This is a genomic window from Bradyrhizobium sp. 1200_D9_N1_1 (assembly GCF_052075915.1).
Taxonomy (GTDB): Bacteria; Pseudomonadota; Alphaproteobacteria; order Rhizobiales; family Xanthobacteraceae; genus Bradyrhizobium; species Bradyrhizobium diazoefficiens.
In genome coordinates this window covers 5,907,933-5,924,962 of the sequence record NZ_CP197226.1, presented here as the reverse complement: position 1 = coordinate 5,924,962, position 17,030 = coordinate 5,907,933, and the positions used below count along the sequence as shown (strand labels likewise).

Genomic DNA, 17,030 nt, shown 5'->3' with positions numbered 1-17,030 from the left:
CGCTCCTTCGTTTGAGCGGGTGGACGGGGCTGCGCCCGCGTCGTCGTAAGTCTTTCCACGATGCGGCACGTCATGCCCATCAGCACAGGAGCTTCCAATGCCCGCAATCAACACCAATACCGCCGCCAATGCCGCGGTCCGCTATCTCAACGTCAATTCCGCGCAGGAAACCAGCTCGCTCTCAAAACTGTCGAGCGGCTCGCGCATCACATCCGCCTCCGACGACGCCGCCGGTCTGGCGATCTCCACGCGCATCTCGTCCGACGTCACCACGCTGCAGCAGGCGGCAACCAACGCCTCGCAGGCGACGGCGATCCTGCAGACCGCGGACGGCGGCGCCTCCAACATCTCCGACATTCTCGCGCGCATGAAGTCGCTGGCCTCCGAATCCGCCTCGGGCACCACGACTGATTCCAGCCGCGCCTACATCAACTCGGAATTCTCGCAGCTCACCAGCGAAATCGATTCGATCGCCAGCGGCACCCGCTATTCCAGCCAGAGCCTGCTCGACGGCTCCAGCGTGTTTGCTTCCGGCGTCTCTGTCCTGGTCGGTTCGTCCGGCTCCGATACCATCACCATCACGCTGTCGAGCCTGACGGCTTCCTCGCTCAGCGTCACCTCGCTCGACGTCAGCACCCAGTCGGGCGCGACCTCGGCGCTGACCACGCTGGACACCGCCATCGACACCGTCTCGGCCGCGCGCGCCAGCATCGGCGCCCAGGAGTCGCGCTTCAATTTCAGCGCCGACTCGATCTCGACGCAGACCCAGAACCTGCAGAACGCCAACTCCGCGATCAAGGACGTCGACATCGCGGCCGAGCAGTCGAAGCTGTCGTCGGCCGAGGTAAAGACCCAGGCTGCTGTGTCGGCGCTGGCGGCCGCGAACCAGATGCCGCAGTACCTGCTCAAGCTGCTCGGCTAAGCGTTCGCGTTGATCATGATCTGACCGGGCCGGCAAGAGGCCGGCCCGGCACCTTCCAGGGATCGCCAGGCACGTGACCAGCGTCAGTTCGAGCACCAGCAGCACCAGCACGACCAGCTCGGGGGTCTCGATCACCACGAGCGGCACGACCAATTCGAGCAGCGTCGACTGGTCGGCGCTGATCCAGTCCGCCGTTGACGCCAAGACGGCGCAGGCGACGACGATCTCGACGTCGATCACCAGCAACCAAGCCAAGATCTCGGCCTATCAGACGCTGCAGAGCGACCTGAAGACGCTGTATTCCGGGCTGGCATCGCTCGCGACGTCGGTGGTCAATTCACTCGCCACCAACGCTTTCTCGACCCGTTCCGCAAGCATCAGCTCAACCGGCGACGCCAGCGCATCGTCGACGCTGTCCATGAGCATCAAGAGCGGGGCCGCCACTGGCGACCATACGCTGACCATCAGCCAGCTCGCGGTCGCGCACAAGGTGGTGGGCACCTCGCAGTCGAGCCAGACCGCCGAGCTCGGCTATTCCGGCACCTTCTCGCTCGGCCTCGCGGGCGGTTCGACATCCGATATCACGGTGACCAGCACGATGTCGCTGCAGGACGTCGTCGATGCCGTCAATGCCCAGACCTCGACGACCAATGTGCAGGCCTCGATCGTCCAGGTGTCGAGCGGCTCCTATGAGATGGTGCTGACGGGCACGGCGGACGCCGCCGACATCACCTATTCCAGCACGTCAGGCGACGATATCCTCAGCAAGCTGGGCGTAACCGACAGCTCAGGGGCCTTCACCGACGTGCTCCAGGCGGCGCAGTCGGCCGAATTCACCCTCGACGGCATCGCGATGACCCGCGACACCAACGACATTTCCGACGTGCTGACCGGGGTCACCTTCAACCTGCTCCAGGCCACGCCGGACGGGACGTCGCTGAACGTCAGCATCGAGACCGACACCAGCCAGATCCAGTCGGCGCTCGAGACCTTCGTCACCAACTACAATGCGTTTCGTGACGAGGTCATCGCCCAGCAGGCGACGGGCACTGACGGCACGGCATCCTCGAGTGCAGTGCTGTTCGGCGACGGCACCATGCGCAACATCATGGACGCGCTTCAGAACAGCCTGAACAGCACCGTCCGCGGACTGACGATGGCCGATCTCGGCCTGTCGTTCAACGAGAACAACGAGCTCGAGCTCGACACCTCGACACTGTCGGATGTCCTGAGCACCAATCTGAGCGGCGTGACAAAGCTGCTGTCGGCGCAGACCACGACGTCGTCTAGCCAGCTCAGCGTCGTCAACACCGGGACGTCGCCGCAATCCTTCACCCTGGATCTGACGGTGGATTCCGACGGCAATCTCACCTCGGCCTCGGTCGGCGGCGATTCCTCGCTATTCACGGTCAGCGGCACCTCGATCATCGGCGCGTCCGGATCGATCTATGCTGGCATGGCCTTCACCTATAGCGGCTCGACCTCGCAGTCGATCACGGTGACGTCGACGTCAGGTCTCGCCACGCAGCTCTATCAGCTCGCGAAGAACTATTCCTCGTCGAGCGGTGCGTTGCAAACCCTGATCACCAATCTGACGACACGCGACGACGATCTGCAGCAGAAGGTCGACGACATCAACAGCGCGGCGTCGACGCTGCAGTCCCAGCTCCAGACCCAATATGCGAAGTATCAGGCGGCGATCGAGAGCTCCAACAGCACGCTGACCTATCTGAAGGCGCTGCTGAACTCGTCGAGCAATTGATAGCGTGGAACCGAGTGAGTGATGATGCATAACCAGATGGCGTACTTGGCCAACCAGGCCTATCGGGGAGCGGCGACCACGGTGCCGCCGCTGAAGGCGGTGTCGATGCTGCTCGGCGGGGCCGCCACCTTCCTGCAGAAGGCACTCGTGGCCCAGGAGTCGCGGCGCTTCGAGGAAGGACATGAGCACCTGATGAAGGCGACCGCCATCCTGCGCGGGCTCAGCCACAATCTCGATTTCACCAATGGCCGGGACGTCGCCGAGCGGCTCTACCAGACCTACAACGCGCTCATCCTGGCGAGCCTGAGGGCCTATGGTCGGCCGGACGCCCGCGAGAGCTTTCGGCGGATCATCGCCGGCCTGGCCGAGATGCGCGAGGCGTGGGAATTCGTCGATGCGGCGAGCCGGGGCGGCAAGGCCGATTCGGCTCCGTCACGGTAGCGGCCGGGCGGTTTCATAGATCCCGTGAATAACCGGGGGCGAGGGGGTCCGGGCGGCTGTTTTCGCGGCCGTTCCGGCCGTGCTGGCGCGGCTTGGCGCGGATCACAGCGCGAATTCGGTTTCCGGCGCGCAAGCAATGCTTTATGACGGGCTTGGCGAGGCGGATATCCGGACGATGGACGTCACCGAGTTTGAGGATCTGATCGATCGGCTGGGCGAGGACGTCTCGCGCTGGCCCGACGATCGCCGCCTGTCCGCCGAACAGTTGCTGTCCCGGTCCGCTGAAGCGCAGGCCCTGCTCGCGCAGGCGCAGGCACTCCGCGCGGCGCTGGCCGCGCCGCCGGTGCGCGCGCCGGCGGGGCTCGCCGACCGCATCGTTGCCGCGGCGACCAAGCGCGGCACGGATGCCACCGAGGCGCTTACCGAGGGCGAGACGGCGAGGGGCTGATCGCTCGCGTCGTCGCATCGGCATCGAGATCGTCCCACAGTTCTTCATCTCTGCCTGACGTCTTCACACGGCAGATTTTGCCGAGTCGAACAGTGATCGCGCGTGTGCAAATCCGCGCCTGAATTCCCGTCCGGTCCCGTTTCATCTGCACAGAGATCAGCGCGCAACTGCTCCGTAATGCGAGCGCGCCGGTCGCCTAGAACCGGGGTGTGCGATGACCGTTTCCGCGACGAGTTCCGTCTCAACTGCAACGACGACGACATCATCGTCGTCGAGCTCGTCTTCCGCGTCGTCGTTGACGTCGAGCGACTTCCTGAGCCTGCTCGTCAGCGAGCTGCAAAACCAGGATCCGCTGAACGCGACTTCGACGACCGACTTCATCAATCAGCTCACCTCCTACGCGAATTTCACGTCGCAGCAGTCGATCAACAGCAATCTGACGTCGCTGGCGAGCTCATTCTCCAGCCTCGTGACGCTGAATTCGGTCAACTACATCGGCCACACCGTCGAGGCCAAGACCGATACGGCGTCGCTGAGCAATGGCTCCGCGACGTTCGGTTACTCGCTGTCCTCTGCAGCCTCGAACGTCTCGATCAGCGTCAAGGATTCCTCGGGCAACACGGTGTGGACCGGCACCGGCACCGGCAACTCCGGATCCAACAGCTTCACCTGGGACGGCAAGGACTCCAGCGGCAACCAGCTCTCGGACGGCGGCCAGTACACGATCTCGGTCAACGCGACCGATAGCGCCGGCAACTCCGTCCTCAACTACACGACCGTCACCGGCACGGTGACCGGCATCGACACCTCGACCTCGACGCCGTCGCTCACGGTCGGCGGCGTCTCCGTCAGCGCCGCCAACATCATCGGCGTCACGTCCTGATCTCATCCGGAGTTTTATCATGAGTCTCACCGGCGCACTTTCCTCGGCGATCTCGGCGCTCAGCGCGCAGAGCCAGTCGCTGTCGATGATCTCGGACAACATCGCCAACTCCGACACCACCGGTTACAAGACGACGTCGGCGATGTTCGACGCGCTCGTCACCGCGTCGAGCAACGCGACCTCCTACGCCTCGGGCGGCGTCACCGTCTCCGGCCGCGCCAACATCACCCAGCAGGGTCTGCTTGCAGCGACCTCGAACGCCACCGACGTCGCGATCCAGGGCAGCGGATTCTTCGCGGTGTCGAATTCCACGTCCGGCGGCACGATCTCCTATACCCGCAACGGTGCGTTCACCATCAACAATGCGGGCTATCTGGAGAACAACGGCAACTATCTCGAAGGCTGGCGCACGGACGCCGACGGCAACGTCGTCGGCAATGAATCGGCGAGCAACCTCACGGCCATCAACACGCAGGTCGCGTCCACCAGCGGCAGCGCCACCACCAAGACGACGGTCGCGGCCAATTTGCCGTCGGACGCCGCGACCGGGGACACCTACACCAGCTCGATGACGGTCTACGATTCGCTGGGGGCGGCGAACTCGATGCAGGTCACCTGGACGAAGACCGGCACCAACACCTGGAGCGCGAGCTTTGCCAATCCGACCTCCACGTCGGACACGACGACGGCGACGGGGACGGCCTCGGGCACGATCGCCATCACCTTCAACAGCGACGGCTCGCTCGCCAGCACCAGTCCGAGCCCGGCGACCGTCGTGGTGACCGGCTGGACCGATGGGGCCGCCGACAGCTCGATCACGCTCAATCTCGGCACCGTCGGCAAGACCGATGGATTGACGCAATACGCCTCGGGCGAAACCACGCCCTCCGTCAACGTCACCAGCATCGATTCCGACGGGCTGTCTTACGGCAAGCTCTCCAGTGTCTCGATCGGCAAGGACGGCGTGGTCGATGCCACCTACTCGAACGGCCAGACGATTGCGATCTACAAGATCGCGGTGGCGACCTTCGCCGATCCCAACGGTCTGTCGGCAAGGAGCGACGGCATCTATTCGGCAACCGTGACGTCGGGCAACGCCGCTCTCCAGGCCTCGGGCGAGAACGGCGCGGGCACGATCTACGGCAGCGAGCTGGAATCCTCGACCACAGACACCAGCAGCCAGTTCTCCAGCATGATCTCGGCGCAGCAGGCCTATTCCGCGGCCTCGCAGGTCATCTCGACCGTCAACAAGATGTACGACACGCTGATCTCGGCGATGAGGTAGGTGATGGGCAATGTCAGGGATCATGCCGTTGGTGAGCGGTTACTGCTGCGCCTCAAGCGACTGGTGACGCGCGCCGATGCCGCAGACCGCGCGAAGCCTGGCGGGCTGCTCGCGCTGGTCGACGATATCGAGAGCACGCGCCGCGCTCTGCTGCGCCAATGCGCGGATATCGAGGACGAGATGCGGCGCGCGGCAGCGCGAACCACGGCGATCGGTGCCTATCTCCGCGGCTCCCAGGCGGGCCGCGGCCGGCCGCAGAATTAGAAGAACGATGTGAAGGCAACGAACATGAAACAGGCAGAGCCTACCAGGACCAGTGCCGCCGGCGGCGATATCAGGATCAAGTCGCTGATTGCGCTGATCGACGTCCTGACCACCCTGGTTGCCGAGGAGAATGCGGAGCTCGCCAAGGGCTTGCCCGCCTCGCGCCTGAGGCAGGTGGACGAGAAGAACCGGCTGGCCGAGTTGTTCGAGCGGACGGTCGCCGAATGTGCCGGGGGCAGCACCAGCCTGCACGTTAGGGATATGATCCTGCGCGAGCAATTGATGGAGCGGATCCTGAAGCTGCGTGCCGCGATGGACGAGAACCTGGTGCGGTTGCGCGCGGCGATCGAGGCCAGCAACCGCCGGATCGAGGCGGTGATGCAGGCGATCCGCGAGCAGATTGCGGCGGTGTCGCCCTATGGCGCCTCGGGCCGCGTCGCCGCCGCGCGGACCGTCTCCAGCGGCACCAGCCGGCGCGCCTGACGCAACAAGGAGGCCGCCGCCGTGTCGCTCGATATCACACGACTGATCGCCTTCAGCGGGCTCTCGGCCACGCAGGTCCAGATCAGCGTGACGTCGTCGAACATCTCGAACGCCGACACGACCGGTTACACGACCAAGACCGCGAACCAGACGAGCAGCGTCACCAACGGCGTCGGCACCGGCGTCACGGTGACCGGCATCACCTCGACGGTGGACAAGCTGCTTCTGAAGTCGCTGATCGGCGCAACCTCTGAACTCGGCGCGGCCGACACCAGCAACACCTATCTGACCTCGCTGCAAAAACTCTACGGCTCGACCAGCACCTCGGACAGCTCGTCGACCGGTACATCACTTGCCAATACGCTGGCCGATCTGGAATCGGCGCTGTCGTCGCTCGCGAGCACGCCGAGCAGTGCGTCGCTGCAATCCAACGCGGTGAGTGCGCTCAACGATGTGGTGAGCCAGCTCCGGGAGACCTCCAGCGGCATCCAGAAACTCCGCTCCAATGCCGACAAGGACATCGCATCCTCGGTCGACGACGTGAATAAGGATCTGCAGCAGATCGCCAACGTCAACGCCGAGATCAAGCAAGTTGCAGCGTCCGGCCAGTCGACCGCGGATCTCGAAGACCAGCGCAATACCGCGCTGCAGGACGTCGCATCGAAGATGAACGTCAGCTACTTCACGGCGTCGAACGGCGATCTACAGGTTTACACCACCTCCGGCCAGGCGCTGGTCGACAGCAGCGCGCATACGATCAGCTACACGACGGCCGCCAACGTCTCGTCGTCGACGAGTTTCGGCGCGATCTCGGTCAACGGAGTCGACATCACCTCGCAGATTACGAGCGGCGACATCGGCGCGCTCGTCACCTTGCGCGACAAGACCTTGCCGGCCGCGCAATCCCAGCTTGACCAGCTGGCCCAGCAGTTCACTTCCGCGCTGAACAGCGTGTCCAACAGCGCTTCGTCGGTGCCACCGCCAACCAGCCTGACTGGGACCACGGCGGTTGCGAGCACGGACGCGCTCTCGGCGACCGGCACGGTCCACATCGCCGCCACCGACCAGAGCGGCAATCTCGTGTCCTATGCCGATCTCGACCTGTCGTCCTACGCAACGGTTGGCGATCTCGTGACCGCGATCAACGGTATTTCCGGCCTGTCGGCATCGGTCGATTCCAACGGTCATCTGACGATCTCAGCCACCGGTTCCGGCAACGGCGTCGCGATCAACGAGATGACGAGCTCCGTGGGCAGTTCGGGCGAGGGATTGTCTGATTATTTCGGCCTGAACGACATCGTCACAGGAACCAGCGCTGCCGACATTGCGGTCAAGAGCAGCTTTCTCTCAGGCAGCTCCGAGCTGCCGCTCGCCACGCTGGATTCGTCATCGACGTTGACGGTCGGCAGCCGGGTGCTGTCGTCGGGCTCGGCCACCGTGGTCAACAATCTCTACGACACGCTGACGGGCTCGCGGAGCTTTGCATCCGCGGGCGGCCTCGCCGAATCCACCGGCTCCTTCGCCGACTACGCCGCCACGATCGTCTCGGATGTCGCAAGCAAGGCGTCGCAGGCCTCCTCTGCCTATACGGCGAAGGAGACCGCGCAATCGACCTATGCGGATTCGCTTTCCTCGCAGTCGGGCGTGAACCTGGACGAGGAATCGGCGCGGCTGAGCACGCTGCAGAACAAATATTCCGCGGCCTCGGCGCTGATCCAGGCCATCAACACGATGTACTCGGCGCTGCTCAACGCCGTGCAGTCGGGCTGAGGCGGGAGGGTACCGATGGCAATGCGGGTGGCGACCTTCGCGCAGACCAACACCATGATTTCGGATGCGCTGCGCATTCAGTCGGTGATGGCCAACGAGCAGATCCAGGAATCGTCGGGCCAGATCTCGAGCGACTTCGGCGGCTACGGCTCGACTGCTCAGCACGTGGTCAATCTGCAGGTTTCGGTGACGCGGGCGCAATCCTATGTCGACGCCGCGACGCTCGCCGACAGCCGGGTGCAGGTGATGTATTCGGCGGTGGGATCGATGACCGACATGGTCACGCAGTTGCGCTCGCAGCTCAGCGCCGCCTCGACCGGCAGCTCGACCGAGGCGAATTCGGCGATCGCCACCGCGCAGCAATATCTGGAGCAGATGGGGTCGCTGCTGAACACGCAGTATGACGGCCAGTACGTCTTTGCCGGCGGCAAGACCGAGACGGCGCCGGTGGATATCACGAGTTTTGCCACCGGCACGGGCTCCGCCGCCACCGCGGACACCTCCTATTACTCCGGCGACGGCGAAATCGCGTCGGTCCGCGTCTCGGCCGACCAGGCCGTGTCCTATGGCGTCACCGCCGACAATTCGGCGTTCGAGGAGGTGATGCGTGTCCTGAAGTTCGTGGCCAACAGCACCTCGCTGTCGTCCTCCGACATCACCCAGGCGCTCGACCTCGCGAGCACGGCGCTGGACGACACGGTGGCGGTGCAGGCCAGACTCTCCGGTGCGGCCTCGCAGATCGAAACGGCGAGCACGCGGCAGAGCGACTACAAGAGCTTTGCCGAGACGCTGTCGAGCGACCTGACCGGCGTCGACGTTGCCGCGATCACCGCGCAGCTTTCGACCTATCAGTCCCAGCTCACCGCCTCCTATTCCGCGCTCGGAAAGATCCTGAGCATGAATCTCGCGAGCTATCTGAAATAGATGCGTCGCCGTGTGCCCGGTCCAGCGAGCGGGAGCGTGCCCGGCGGCTATTGGTCCCAAGCTAGCGACCAGCGATTCAAGATCATTCAGTAGTTGAAGAGGCGAACGATTTGGCGCCGGGGATAAAACTGTGCTGCTGTGGAGCGAAAAGTTGAACGTAACGAATTGCACATAATTAAAGAAAGCCGAAATCAGCCTCCTGCGCCAACTGAGTGAGCTGAGATCGCGAAAGTGGCGGCAGTATGACAGCTTGTTACTCGTCCGCAGACGCTTGGCATCGGCGTTCAGACAGCACAATAACCACCTTGAGGCCGTGAGGCTGGTTGTCCTGAAGCGACAGGGATCCGCCGTGTGCCTCGACGATACTGCTGGCAATCGACAGTCCGAGCCCGAAGCCGCTGGTCTCGTTCATCGTGCGGGCGTCGTCACCCCGTACGAACGGCTCGAGCATCGCGGCCTTCTTGTCGTCCGGGATTCCAGGACCATCGTCCGAGATCTCGATGGTCGTGACCGCGTTTGCGACGGACAGGGCGACGTTCACTTCGCTGCCAAAGCGAACGGCGTTTCCAATCAGATTGGCGAGCGCCCGCCTGATCTCATCCGGCTTGACCGTGAGCGTGAGCCGCGAGGGGCCGTGGTAATGGACCGCGTGACCGCAGTCCGCAAATTCCTCGCATACCATCTGAACGAGTGCCGCGATGTCCACCAGCGTGGGCCTGGCGCCGCTGCCGCCACGCAGCAGGATGAGAACGGATTCGAGCATCGCCTGCATCTGGTCGAGGTCGCGCAGCGTCTGTGTGCGCTGGGTGTCGTCCTCGATATATTCGGAGCGCAGCCGTAGCCGCGTGATGGGTGTGCGCAGATCGTGGCTGATCGCGGCGAGCATCCGGGTCCGGTCGTTCATTAGCGACGTGATCCGGTTCCGCATCAGGTTCAGTGCCTTCGCCGCCGACCTGATCTCCTCGGGCCCGCTCTCGGGGAGCGGTGCCGAGGACCGGCTCAGGCTGAAGCTCTCGGCTGCCCTGGCAAAGGCCGATAGGGGCGCGCTGAGCGCCCGGCCGGCCCATACCCCGAGCAGCGTAATGCTGATGACCAGGAACAACAGCGTGCTTGCCCAAAGGCCGGTGATAAATCCGGGAATGCTCGGCGTCCTCACTGTCGCATCGAGGACTTCGCCGTCCCCGAGATCGAAGAGGACGCTGTCCTGTTCGGGCGGACGTCGCTGAACGATCTGGACGCGGCCATCGAACGGTGAGGGGATGGCCGTCGTCGGAGTTGCGGACGCGCGAGGCCCGCCCTCCGTCAGTCGAAGTTGCAGGTCAGGAAGGCCGCGACCGATATTCTCAACGAGAACGCGACGTTCGTTTCGCGGCGTCTTGTCGAGAATTCGCACAATCAGCTCGAATTGCTGCAGTGGCTCGTCGGTCAGCAGGCTGGGCTTGGGCCGGCTCACCAGGACATAGCCGGCGATCAGCGCGTGAATCAGCACGAGCGTTGACAGGATCAGCGCGGCGATCTGGCCGCTGATTCGTCGCAGGGTAAAGAGCCTTACGAGCTTGCGGAGCCGGCTCACGCTTCGTCCACCCGCGGCGTGAAAATATAGCCGCCCGTTCTGACGGTCTTGATCATCGAGGTTCCTTCGGTCCTGTCGAGCTTGCCGCGCAATCGGCTCACGAGCACGTCGATGCTGCGCCCGAAGGCGCCGCCCGGCCGCCCGCGCGTCATGTTCAGGAGCGTGTCCCGGCTCAGGATGCGGCCGTGGCGCTCGCAGAAGGATTGCAGCAGGTCGAATTCGGCGCTCGTCAGCGGCACCTGCGCGCCCTCCGGGTCACGCAACTCCCGCATTCGGGAATCGATGATCCAGCCCTCGAATCTCAGGCGGGCCGAGGTCTTTGCCGCGGGCCCCGCCGATCCGCCCAATTGCCGCCGGAGCACGGCGTTGATCCGCGCCAGAAGTTCGCGCGGATTGAACGGCTTTGGCAAATAGTCGTCGGCTCCCATTTCGAGACCGAGGATCCGATCGACGTCGTCGCCCTTGGCGGTCAGAATGATGATGGGCGTCGTGGTATCGACGCGCAGGCGTCGACACAGGCTCAGGCCGTCCTCGCCCGGCAGCATGAGGTCGAGCACGATCAGGTCGACGCGGTTCTGGCTGATGTAGCGGTCCATCTCACGCCCGTTCGCGGCCATGCCGACGTTGAACGAGTTCTCACGCAGATAGCGTGCGACCAGATTTCGTGTCTCTTGGTCGTCTTCGACTATGAGGATGCTCTGGGTGCTCATGGCATGAATGGCGATGTTGCTTGGCGTCGATGCGGGCGGCCGGTCGGTGCCGGAAGACCGCGTTCGAGCCAAACTACCACACGCGGCGAGGGTTTTAAGGTCATTCACGGCTGAGGGCTACCACCGGATCGAAGGATGCGGCGCGCCGCGCCGGGAAATAGCCGAAGAAGATCCCGATCGCCGTCGACGTCAAGAAGGCGGCGCCAATGGAGAAGGTCGAATAGGAGACCTGGAACCCCGGCAGGAGAAGGTTGAGGAGCGCGCCCAGCGCGACTGCGATCAGGATCCCTGCGATCCCGCCGAGCGACGAGATCAGAGTCGCCTCAACGAGGAACTGCTGGAGGATGTCTTCCCGTCTTGCGCCGACGGCCATGCGCACGCCGATCTCGCCGATCCGTTCGGATACGGACACCAGCATGATGTTCATTACACCGATACCCCCGACGACGAGCGAGATGACGGCGATCGCCGCCACGAGGAAGGCGAGGGTCTGCGTCGTGCTGGTGATCGTGCGGCGGATGTCGTCGGTATTGAGGATCACAAAATCCTTGGTGCTGTGGCGCCGCGTGAGCAGCGTGGTGACCGCCTCCTGCGCAAGGTCGGTCGAGACCTCGTCGCTGACGCGCAGCAGGACGCTGCGAAGGGAGCGATCGCCGGTGAACTGGGCCTGCACGGTCGTGTAAGGAAGATAGACGGAGAGGTTCTGGTTGGAGCCAAAACCGCCCTGCTGCTGGGCGATCACGCCGACGACGCGGCATGGCACCTTGCCGACCCAGATCACGCGGCCGATGCCGGCGTTCTGATCGTCGGAGAAGAATGTCCTTCTTGTGTTGTCGTCGATGACGGCCTGACGCTCGATGTTGCGGACGGCGACAGCGTCGAACAGCGCACCCGCCGCGATCTTGGTGCCCTTGACCTGGAAGTAGCTGCGGTCGACGCCGTTCACCAGCACGTTGGATTCGCGGTCGCGGTAGCGCACCGTCGTGCTGGTCGAGACGGTCGGCGTGACGCCGGCGATGAAGGTCTGGCGGTCCAGCGCACGGGCGTCGTCGAGGACCAGCGTCTTGATCTTGCCGGCTCGGGCGTCGCCAAAGTCCTTGCCGGGAAACACCTCGATCGTGTTGGTCCCGAGGTTCGAGATGTCGGACAGCACCTTGTTCTGCGAGGCGTTGCCGAGCGCGACGACGGAGGACACGGCCGCGATGCCGATGATGATGCCGAGCATGGTCAGGAACGAGCGCAGCCGGTGCGCCGCCATCGAGAGTAGGGCCATCCGCAGCGTCTCCCGGAAGCGGAAGGCGAGGCCGGACCAACGGCTGGACCTTGTGTCAGGCTTGTCAGCGGGGAGGGAGGCAGCCGCCGTCGCCACGGCGGCGTCGGTGCGCTTGTCCGAAACAACAAGACCGTCGCGCAACTCGATGACGCGGTTGGCACGCTTGGCGACCTCGGGATCGTGCGTGACGATGATGATCGTCTTTCCCTCGCGATGCAACTCCACCAGGATTTTCAGGACCTCTTCGCCGCTGCGGCGATCGAGTGCACCGGTTGGTTCGTCCGCGAGTACGACCTCGGCCCCGTTCATCAGGGCGCGCGCGATCGAGACCCGCTGCTGCTGGCCGCCGGAGAGCTGGTTGGGCCGATGACCGCGCCGCTCGGCCATGCCGAGCCGGGCCAGCAGGCGTTCGGCCCGCGCCTGCCGTTCGCTCGCGGTATCGCCGGCATAGACCGCGGGGATCTCGACATTTTCGAGCGCCGGCAGTTCGGAGAGCAAATGGTAGCGCTGGAAGATGAAGCCAAAGTGCTCGCGGCGCAGCGCGGCCAAGGCGTCGGCGTCGAGCGCCGCGACGTCCTCGCCGGCGACGCGATAACTGCCGGAGGTCGCGTGATCCAGGCAGCCCAGGATATTCAAGAGTGTCGACTTGCCCGATCCGGAGGAGCCGATGATGGCGACGAGTTCGCCGCGATCGATGTCCAGCGTCACGTCCGCGAGCGCGGCGACCTTGGTGTCGCCGGTCATGAACTCGCGGCAAATGTGGCTGAGCGCCAGAATCGGTTCGGTCATGTCACGATCCCGCTGGCGGGCCACCTTGCGGGAAGCCGCGGGAGGTCGGCCCACTGTTCGACGATTCTCCGGTGATGACGTGCTCGCCCTCGCTGAGGCCGGACTTGACTTCCACGGTGGTGCGATCGTTGAGCCCGATCTTCACATCGCGCTGGCGGACCTCGCCGGATGTGTCCAGCACGCGAACGGTGTTACGGCCGTCAGGCTGCCGCGTCAGCGCCAGCGCGGGGATCGTCTTGGTGCGCTTGGACTCGCCGATGACGATATGGACCTCCGCGGTCATATAGGTGCGCAGCCGCAATTCGCGGTTCGGCACCTTGAACACGCCGATATAGTAGATGGCGGTGCTGGTGGAACTCGACGACGACGAGCTCGACGTCGAACTCGTCGAGCTGGAGGAGAAGCTCGAATCGCTCTTGATCGATTCCGGCGCCGGCTCGATCTGCTCCAGTGTGGCCTCGTAGCGGTGGTCCTGGTCGCCGAGGATGGTGAAATACACCGCCTGTCCCGGCTGCACCTTGACGATGTCGGCCTCCGAGATCTCCGTGCGCACGGTCATGGTCTCGAGCTGGCCGAGCACGACGATGGTCGGTGCCGACTGCACCGCGTTGACGGTCTGTCCTTCCTGAGCCACGGCGGCAAGAACCGTTCCGTTGATCGGGGCGGTGATACGGGTGTAGTCGAGATTGACCCTGGCGGTCTCGACCGCCGCCTGGGCGCCCGCGATCAGCGCCTCCAGCGCCGCGATCTGCGCGCGGGTCTGCTTCGCGGTGGCGTCGGCGTTGTCGTAATCGCTGCGGGAGGTCGCGCGCTGCGCAAGGGTGGCCTGCTGGCGCGCCAGATTGGCCTCGGCCAGGACCAGCGTCGCTTCCTTCTCGACCTTCTGGGCGCGATAATTGTTCAGCGAGGCCTCCGAATTGCGAAGGTCGTTCTGCTTGGTGACGGGGTCGATCTGGGCGATGACGTCGCCCGCCTTCACGGTATCGCCGACGCGCACGTTCAGGGACGTGATGCGACCGGACACCTGGGCGCCGACCGCCGTGAGCCGCAGAGGTTTCAGCGTTCCGCTGCCGAGCACTTCCTCCCGCAGGTCGCTGACCGTCACCGGTGCGGTGATATACGCCGTCGTCTTCGCCGATCCGCTGCGGAAATGCACGGCGGCGGCGACGCCGATCGCGGTGAGGAGGCACGCCAGCACGAGCCATGTTCGCGATCCCCTGGCAAGGATGTTCATCGCAGGGCCTCCCGGGCGTGCGGCCCCGTATTGGCGTCGACGATCAGCGGCGTCGCGGCATCGACCGGATCGACCCACCCGCCGCCGAGCGCCTTGGCCAGCGTGACATAGTACTTGGCGATGGCGACCTGGCTTTGGATCAGCGAGTCTTCGGCCGAATAGAGCGAGCGTTCGGCGTCAAGCACATCCAAAAAGTTCGACGATCCGGTCTCGAATAGCGAGCGCGAGAGCCGTGCGGCCTCACGATAGTTTTTCGCCGCTTCCGCTAGCTTGCCGGCGCGTGCCTTCTCGCGCGAGAGCGCCACCAGCGCATTCTCGACGTCTTCGAGCGCGGACAGCAGGGTCGAATGGAAGGTGGCAAAGGCCTGGTCCCGCTGCGCCTCGGCGATCCTGACGGTCGCGTAGCGCTTACCGGCGTCGAACACCGGCACGGTGATGGAGGGGCCGACCGACCAGCTCACGCTGGAATATTTGGCGAGGTCGCCGGCGCGAATCGCCGATGTCCCCACCGATCCCGTCAGCGAGATGCTGGGATAGCGGTCGGCTTCGGCGGCGCCGATTTTTGCGGTGGCCTGCGCAAGCTTGCGTTCGGCGCTCGCGACGTCCGACCGGTTGGTCAGGAGATCAGCGGGAACTCCCGTCGGTAGCGGCATGCGCGGCGCGGGGACCGGCGCCGATTTTGCGAAGAGGCCCGATACTGCAGTCGGAGCGCGGCCGAGCAGGATGCCGAGGCGATGCGTATCGGCGGCGAGGGCCGCCTCGTAGGTCGGAATGTTGGCTTCCGTGCTGGCCGCCTGGGCCGAGGCTTTGGCGAGATCGACGGCGGTGGCGCTGCCGGCCTCGTATTTCGTGCGCGTTAAACGCTCGGTGTCGCGCTGCGAAGCGGCCGTTCGCCTCGCGAGCGCGATGCGCGCCTGATAGCCGCGTGCATCGACATAGTAGGCGGCGACGTCGCCGAGCAGGGTGACGAGGCTATATCTCAGCTCGTCTTCGGCCGACTGTTCGGAGCGAATCGCGGCCTCGATGTTGCGCTGTGTGCCGCCGAACAAATCGAGCTCCCAGCTCGCGTCGAAGCCGGCCTGGTACAGGGTGTAGGGGGAGGTTCCGATGTCGACGCCGGTCGAGCCGGCGCTGCTGCTCTTGTTGTCAGTCATCGAACCCGACCCGGTGACCGACGGAAACAGGCCCGCTGCTGCCTGCGCAACGGTGGCGCGCGCCTCGCGCACCGTAGCCTTTGCTTTCGCGACGCTCGGATTTGCCTCCACGGCTTCGTCGATGAGCCGGGTTAGCAGCGAATCGCGCAAACGCAGCCACCACCGTCCGAGGTCGCCCGTCGTCTTGGTACGCGGAGGCGCGTTGGTCCATTGGGTCGGCAATGTCAGGTGAGGCGGCCCCATATAGTCCGGCCCGACAGCGCAGCCGGCGAGCAGGCTCGAGGCGATCAGGGCGACGCATAGGCGGTTCGTCGACGAGAAGGTGCGCTCGGGGCACGCGCCCTGTTGATGCCGCTCCTTCTTCGAGGGCAAGTCTGCTGCGGTCGGCTGAAATGGCATCGAAACGGTTGGAGTCCATGTCGTTTGTATGCGGACAGAAATCGAACCGCATCTCGGCCCTCGAAGAGCGAGCCCGGCCTGTCGCCGAGCCGGAATAGGGGCCAGTAGCATGGGCACTATGGCGTTTCAGCAGACGGAATGTTGCTGAATGTAAACAGCGGTTGCAGTTTGTACGGACCGAAGTGAAGCGCACTTTGGCGTCGCCGGCTCCTGCTGAATCGCCGTCTAGAACGGAAATCCCGACGAGAGACCGCCCATGTCGGAAGCAGGGTAGAGCGGCTGCCGATCGAGGGGACGGTTGTTGTTCTGTCGGGCAAACGAAGTGCCGGGAGGAAAGGCGTAGTCGGTGAACTTGCGCTCGCCGGGAAGCACCTCGGTCCCGCCATCCAGCCAGGATCTCTTGGTGACATAGATGCGCGTGTGCGGGCTGGCCTGGTACGAACGGTTGGGCCCGCGAGGACCATAGGCGTAGACATCGGCATTCTCCCGCTGCTTTCGCCCGGCCGCCGCCGCGCCATCGATTGCGATGAGCGATGCGATCAGTGCAGCGAATAGGACCGAAACTGTTCTTGGGCGCGCGATCGAGATCACGTCTGTCTCTCCGGAATTGACGAAGCCTTCGCGGCCTCTCGCACCGGCCAGAGGCCAAGTAAATCGCTCACTTGTTGCGGGACGTTGCCCGTTCGAGCCGATGGGCAAAGCGCGAAGGCGCGCTT

The 17,030-nt window shown here is 64.5% G+C and carries 16 protein-coding genes; 10 read left to right on the top strand and 6 right to left on the bottom strand.

Annotation, left to right across the window (positions count from 1 at the left end; genetic code table 11):
* The first annotated feature begins 97 nt into the window (after positions 1-97).
* From AB5K84_RS28675 to AB5K84_RS28630, 10 genes are all read left to right on the top strand, one after another.
* Complete coding sequence (locus AB5K84_RS28675) at positions 98-922, top strand: flagellin (RefSeq protein ID WP_011086476.1); 825 nt, start codon at positions 98-100, stop codon at positions 920-922.
* 73 nt (positions 923-995) lie between these two features.
* Positions 996-2,684, top strand: a complete 1,689-nt coding sequence (fliD, locus tag AB5K84_RS28670) for a flagellar filament capping protein FliD (RefSeq protein WP_038966212.1) — start codon at positions 996-998, stop codon at positions 2,682-2,684.
* 21 nt (positions 2,685-2,705) lie between these two features.
* The gene (locus tag AB5K84_RS28665) at positions 2,706-3,125 is read left to right on the top strand and encodes a flagellar export chaperone FliS (RefSeq protein ID WP_038966213.1); all 420 of its coding nucleotides are present in this window, start codon (positions 2,706-2,708) and stop codon (positions 3,123-3,125) included.
* A 175-nt stretch (positions 3,126-3,300) separates the two neighbouring features.
* A complete protein-coding gene (locus tag AB5K84_RS28660) occupies positions 3,301-3,573 on the top strand; it encodes a hypothetical protein (RefSeq protein ID WP_028170776.1) in 273 nt (90 codons plus the stop codon).
* Between the two features lie 214 nt (positions 3,574-3,787).
* Complete coding sequence (locus AB5K84_RS28655) at positions 3,788-4,456, top strand: flagellar hook assembly protein FlgD (protein WP_028170777.1); 669 nt, start codon at positions 3,788-3,790, stop codon at positions 4,454-4,456.
* A gap of 19 nt (positions 4,457-4,475) precedes the next feature.
* Entirely contained in the window at positions 4,476-5,741 is a 1,266-nt protein-coding gene (gene flgE / locus AB5K84_RS28650) for a flagellar hook protein FlgE (protein ID WP_011086481.1), read from the top strand.
* 3 nt (positions 5,742-5,744) lie between these two features.
* On the top strand, positions 5,745-6,005 hold the full coding sequence (locus AB5K84_RS28645; protein WP_038966214.1) for a hypothetical protein: 261 nt from the start codon (positions 5,745-5,747) through the stop codon (positions 6,003-6,005).
* 24 nt (positions 6,006-6,029) lie between these two features.
* Positions 6,030-6,488, top strand: a complete 459-nt coding sequence (locus AB5K84_RS28640) for a hypothetical protein (protein ID WP_038966231.1) — start codon at positions 6,030-6,032, stop codon at positions 6,486-6,488.
* A 21-nt stretch (positions 6,489-6,509) separates the two neighbouring features.
* On the top strand, positions 6,510-8,258 hold the full coding sequence (gene flgK / locus AB5K84_RS28635) for a flagellar hook-associated protein FlgK (protein ID WP_011086484.1): 1,749 nt from the start codon (positions 6,510-6,512) through the stop codon (positions 8,256-8,258).
* Between the two features lie 15 nt (positions 8,259-8,273).
* Positions 8,274-9,182 carry a flagellin gene (locus AB5K84_RS28630; protein ID WP_011086485.1) on the top strand — a complete coding sequence of 303 codons (909 nt, stop codon included), beginning with the start codon at positions 8,274-8,276 and terminating at the stop codon, positions 9,180-9,182.
* Between the two features lie 253 nt (positions 9,183-9,435).
* Here AB5K84_RS28630 and AB5K84_RS28625 read toward each other — a convergent pair whose 3' ends face one another.
* The 6 genes from AB5K84_RS28625 to AB5K84_RS28600 form a co-directional block, all read right to left on the bottom strand.
* Positions 9,436-10,755, bottom strand: coding sequence for an ATP-binding protein (locus AB5K84_RS28625; RefSeq protein ID WP_011086486.1), 1,320 nt, complete (start codon positions 10,753-10,755; stop codon positions 9,436-9,438).
* The gene (locus AB5K84_RS28620) at positions 10,752-11,465 is read right to left on the bottom strand and encodes a response regulator (RefSeq protein ID WP_038966216.1); all 714 of its coding nucleotides are present in this window, start codon (positions 11,463-11,465) and stop codon (positions 10,752-10,754) included. Before AB5K84_RS28620 ends, AB5K84_RS28625 begins: the two co-directional genes overlap by 4 nt.
* Positions 11,466-11,565: 100 nt before the next feature.
* The gene (locus AB5K84_RS28615) at positions 11,566-13,527 is read right to left on the bottom strand and encodes a MacB family efflux pump subunit (protein ID WP_011086488.1); all 1,962 of its coding nucleotides are present in this window, start codon (positions 13,525-13,527) and stop codon (positions 11,566-11,568) included.
* A 1-nt stretch (position 13,528) separates the two neighbouring features.
* A complete protein-coding gene (locus AB5K84_RS28610) occupies positions 13,529-14,761 on the bottom strand; it encodes an efflux RND transporter periplasmic adaptor subunit (protein WP_011086489.1) in 1,233 nt (410 codons plus the stop codon).
* Positions 14,758-16,287, bottom strand: a complete 1,530-nt coding sequence (locus AB5K84_RS28605) for an efflux transporter outer membrane subunit (protein WP_338076404.1) — start codon at positions 16,285-16,287, stop codon at positions 14,758-14,760. Before AB5K84_RS28605 ends, AB5K84_RS28610 begins: the two co-directional genes overlap by 4 nt.
* Before the next feature lie 252 nt (positions 16,288-16,539).
* Complete coding sequence (locus AB5K84_RS28600) at positions 16,540-16,905, bottom strand: hypothetical protein (RefSeq protein WP_011086492.1); 366 nt, start codon at positions 16,903-16,905, stop codon at positions 16,540-16,542.
* Between the last annotated feature and the right edge of the window lie 125 nt (positions 16,906-17,030).

Excerpts from the sequence above, each read along its gene's own strand:
- AB5K84_RS28675 (WP_011086476.1), top strand. The coding sequence starts at position 98 with ATGCCCGCAATCAACACCAATACCGCCGCCAATGCCGCGGTCCGCTAT.
- AB5K84_RS28665 (WP_038966213.1), top strand. The coding sequence starts at position 2,706 with ATGATGCATAACCAGATGGCGTACTTGGCCAACCAGGCCTATCGGGGA.
- AB5K84_RS28660 (WP_028170776.1), top strand. The coding sequence starts at position 3,301 with ATGGACGTCACCGAGTTTGAGGATCTGATCGATCGGCTGGGCGAGGAC.
- AB5K84_RS28655 (WP_028170777.1), top strand. The coding sequence starts at position 3,788 with ATGACCGTTTCCGCGACGAGTTCCGTCTCAACTGCAACGACGACGACA.
- flgE (WP_011086481.1), top strand. The coding sequence starts at position 4,476 with ATGAGTCTCACCGGCGCACTTTCCTCGGCGATCTCGGCGCTCAGCGCG.
- AB5K84_RS28645 (WP_038966214.1), top strand. The coding sequence starts at position 5,745 with ATGGGCAATGTCAGGGATCATGCCGTTGGTGAGCGGTTACTGCTGCGC.
- AB5K84_RS28640 (WP_038966231.1), top strand. The coding sequence starts at position 6,030 with ATGAAACAGGCAGAGCCTACCAGGACCAGTGCCGCCGGCGGCGATATC.
- AB5K84_RS28630 (WP_011086485.1), top strand. The coding sequence starts at position 8,274 with ATGGCAATGCGGGTGGCGACCTTCGCGCAGACCAACACCATGATTTCG.
- AB5K84_RS28620 (WP_038966216.1), bottom strand. The coding sequence starts at position 11,465 with ATGAGCACCCAGAGCATCCTCATAGTCGAAGACGACCAAGAGACACGA.
- AB5K84_RS28615 (WP_011086488.1), bottom strand. The coding sequence starts at position 13,527 with ATGACCGAACCGATTCTGGCGCTCAGCCACATTTGCCGCGAGTTCATG.
- AB5K84_RS28610 (WP_011086489.1), bottom strand. The coding sequence starts at position 14,761 with ATGAACATCCTTGCCAGGGGATCGCGAACATGGCTCGTGCTGGCGTGC.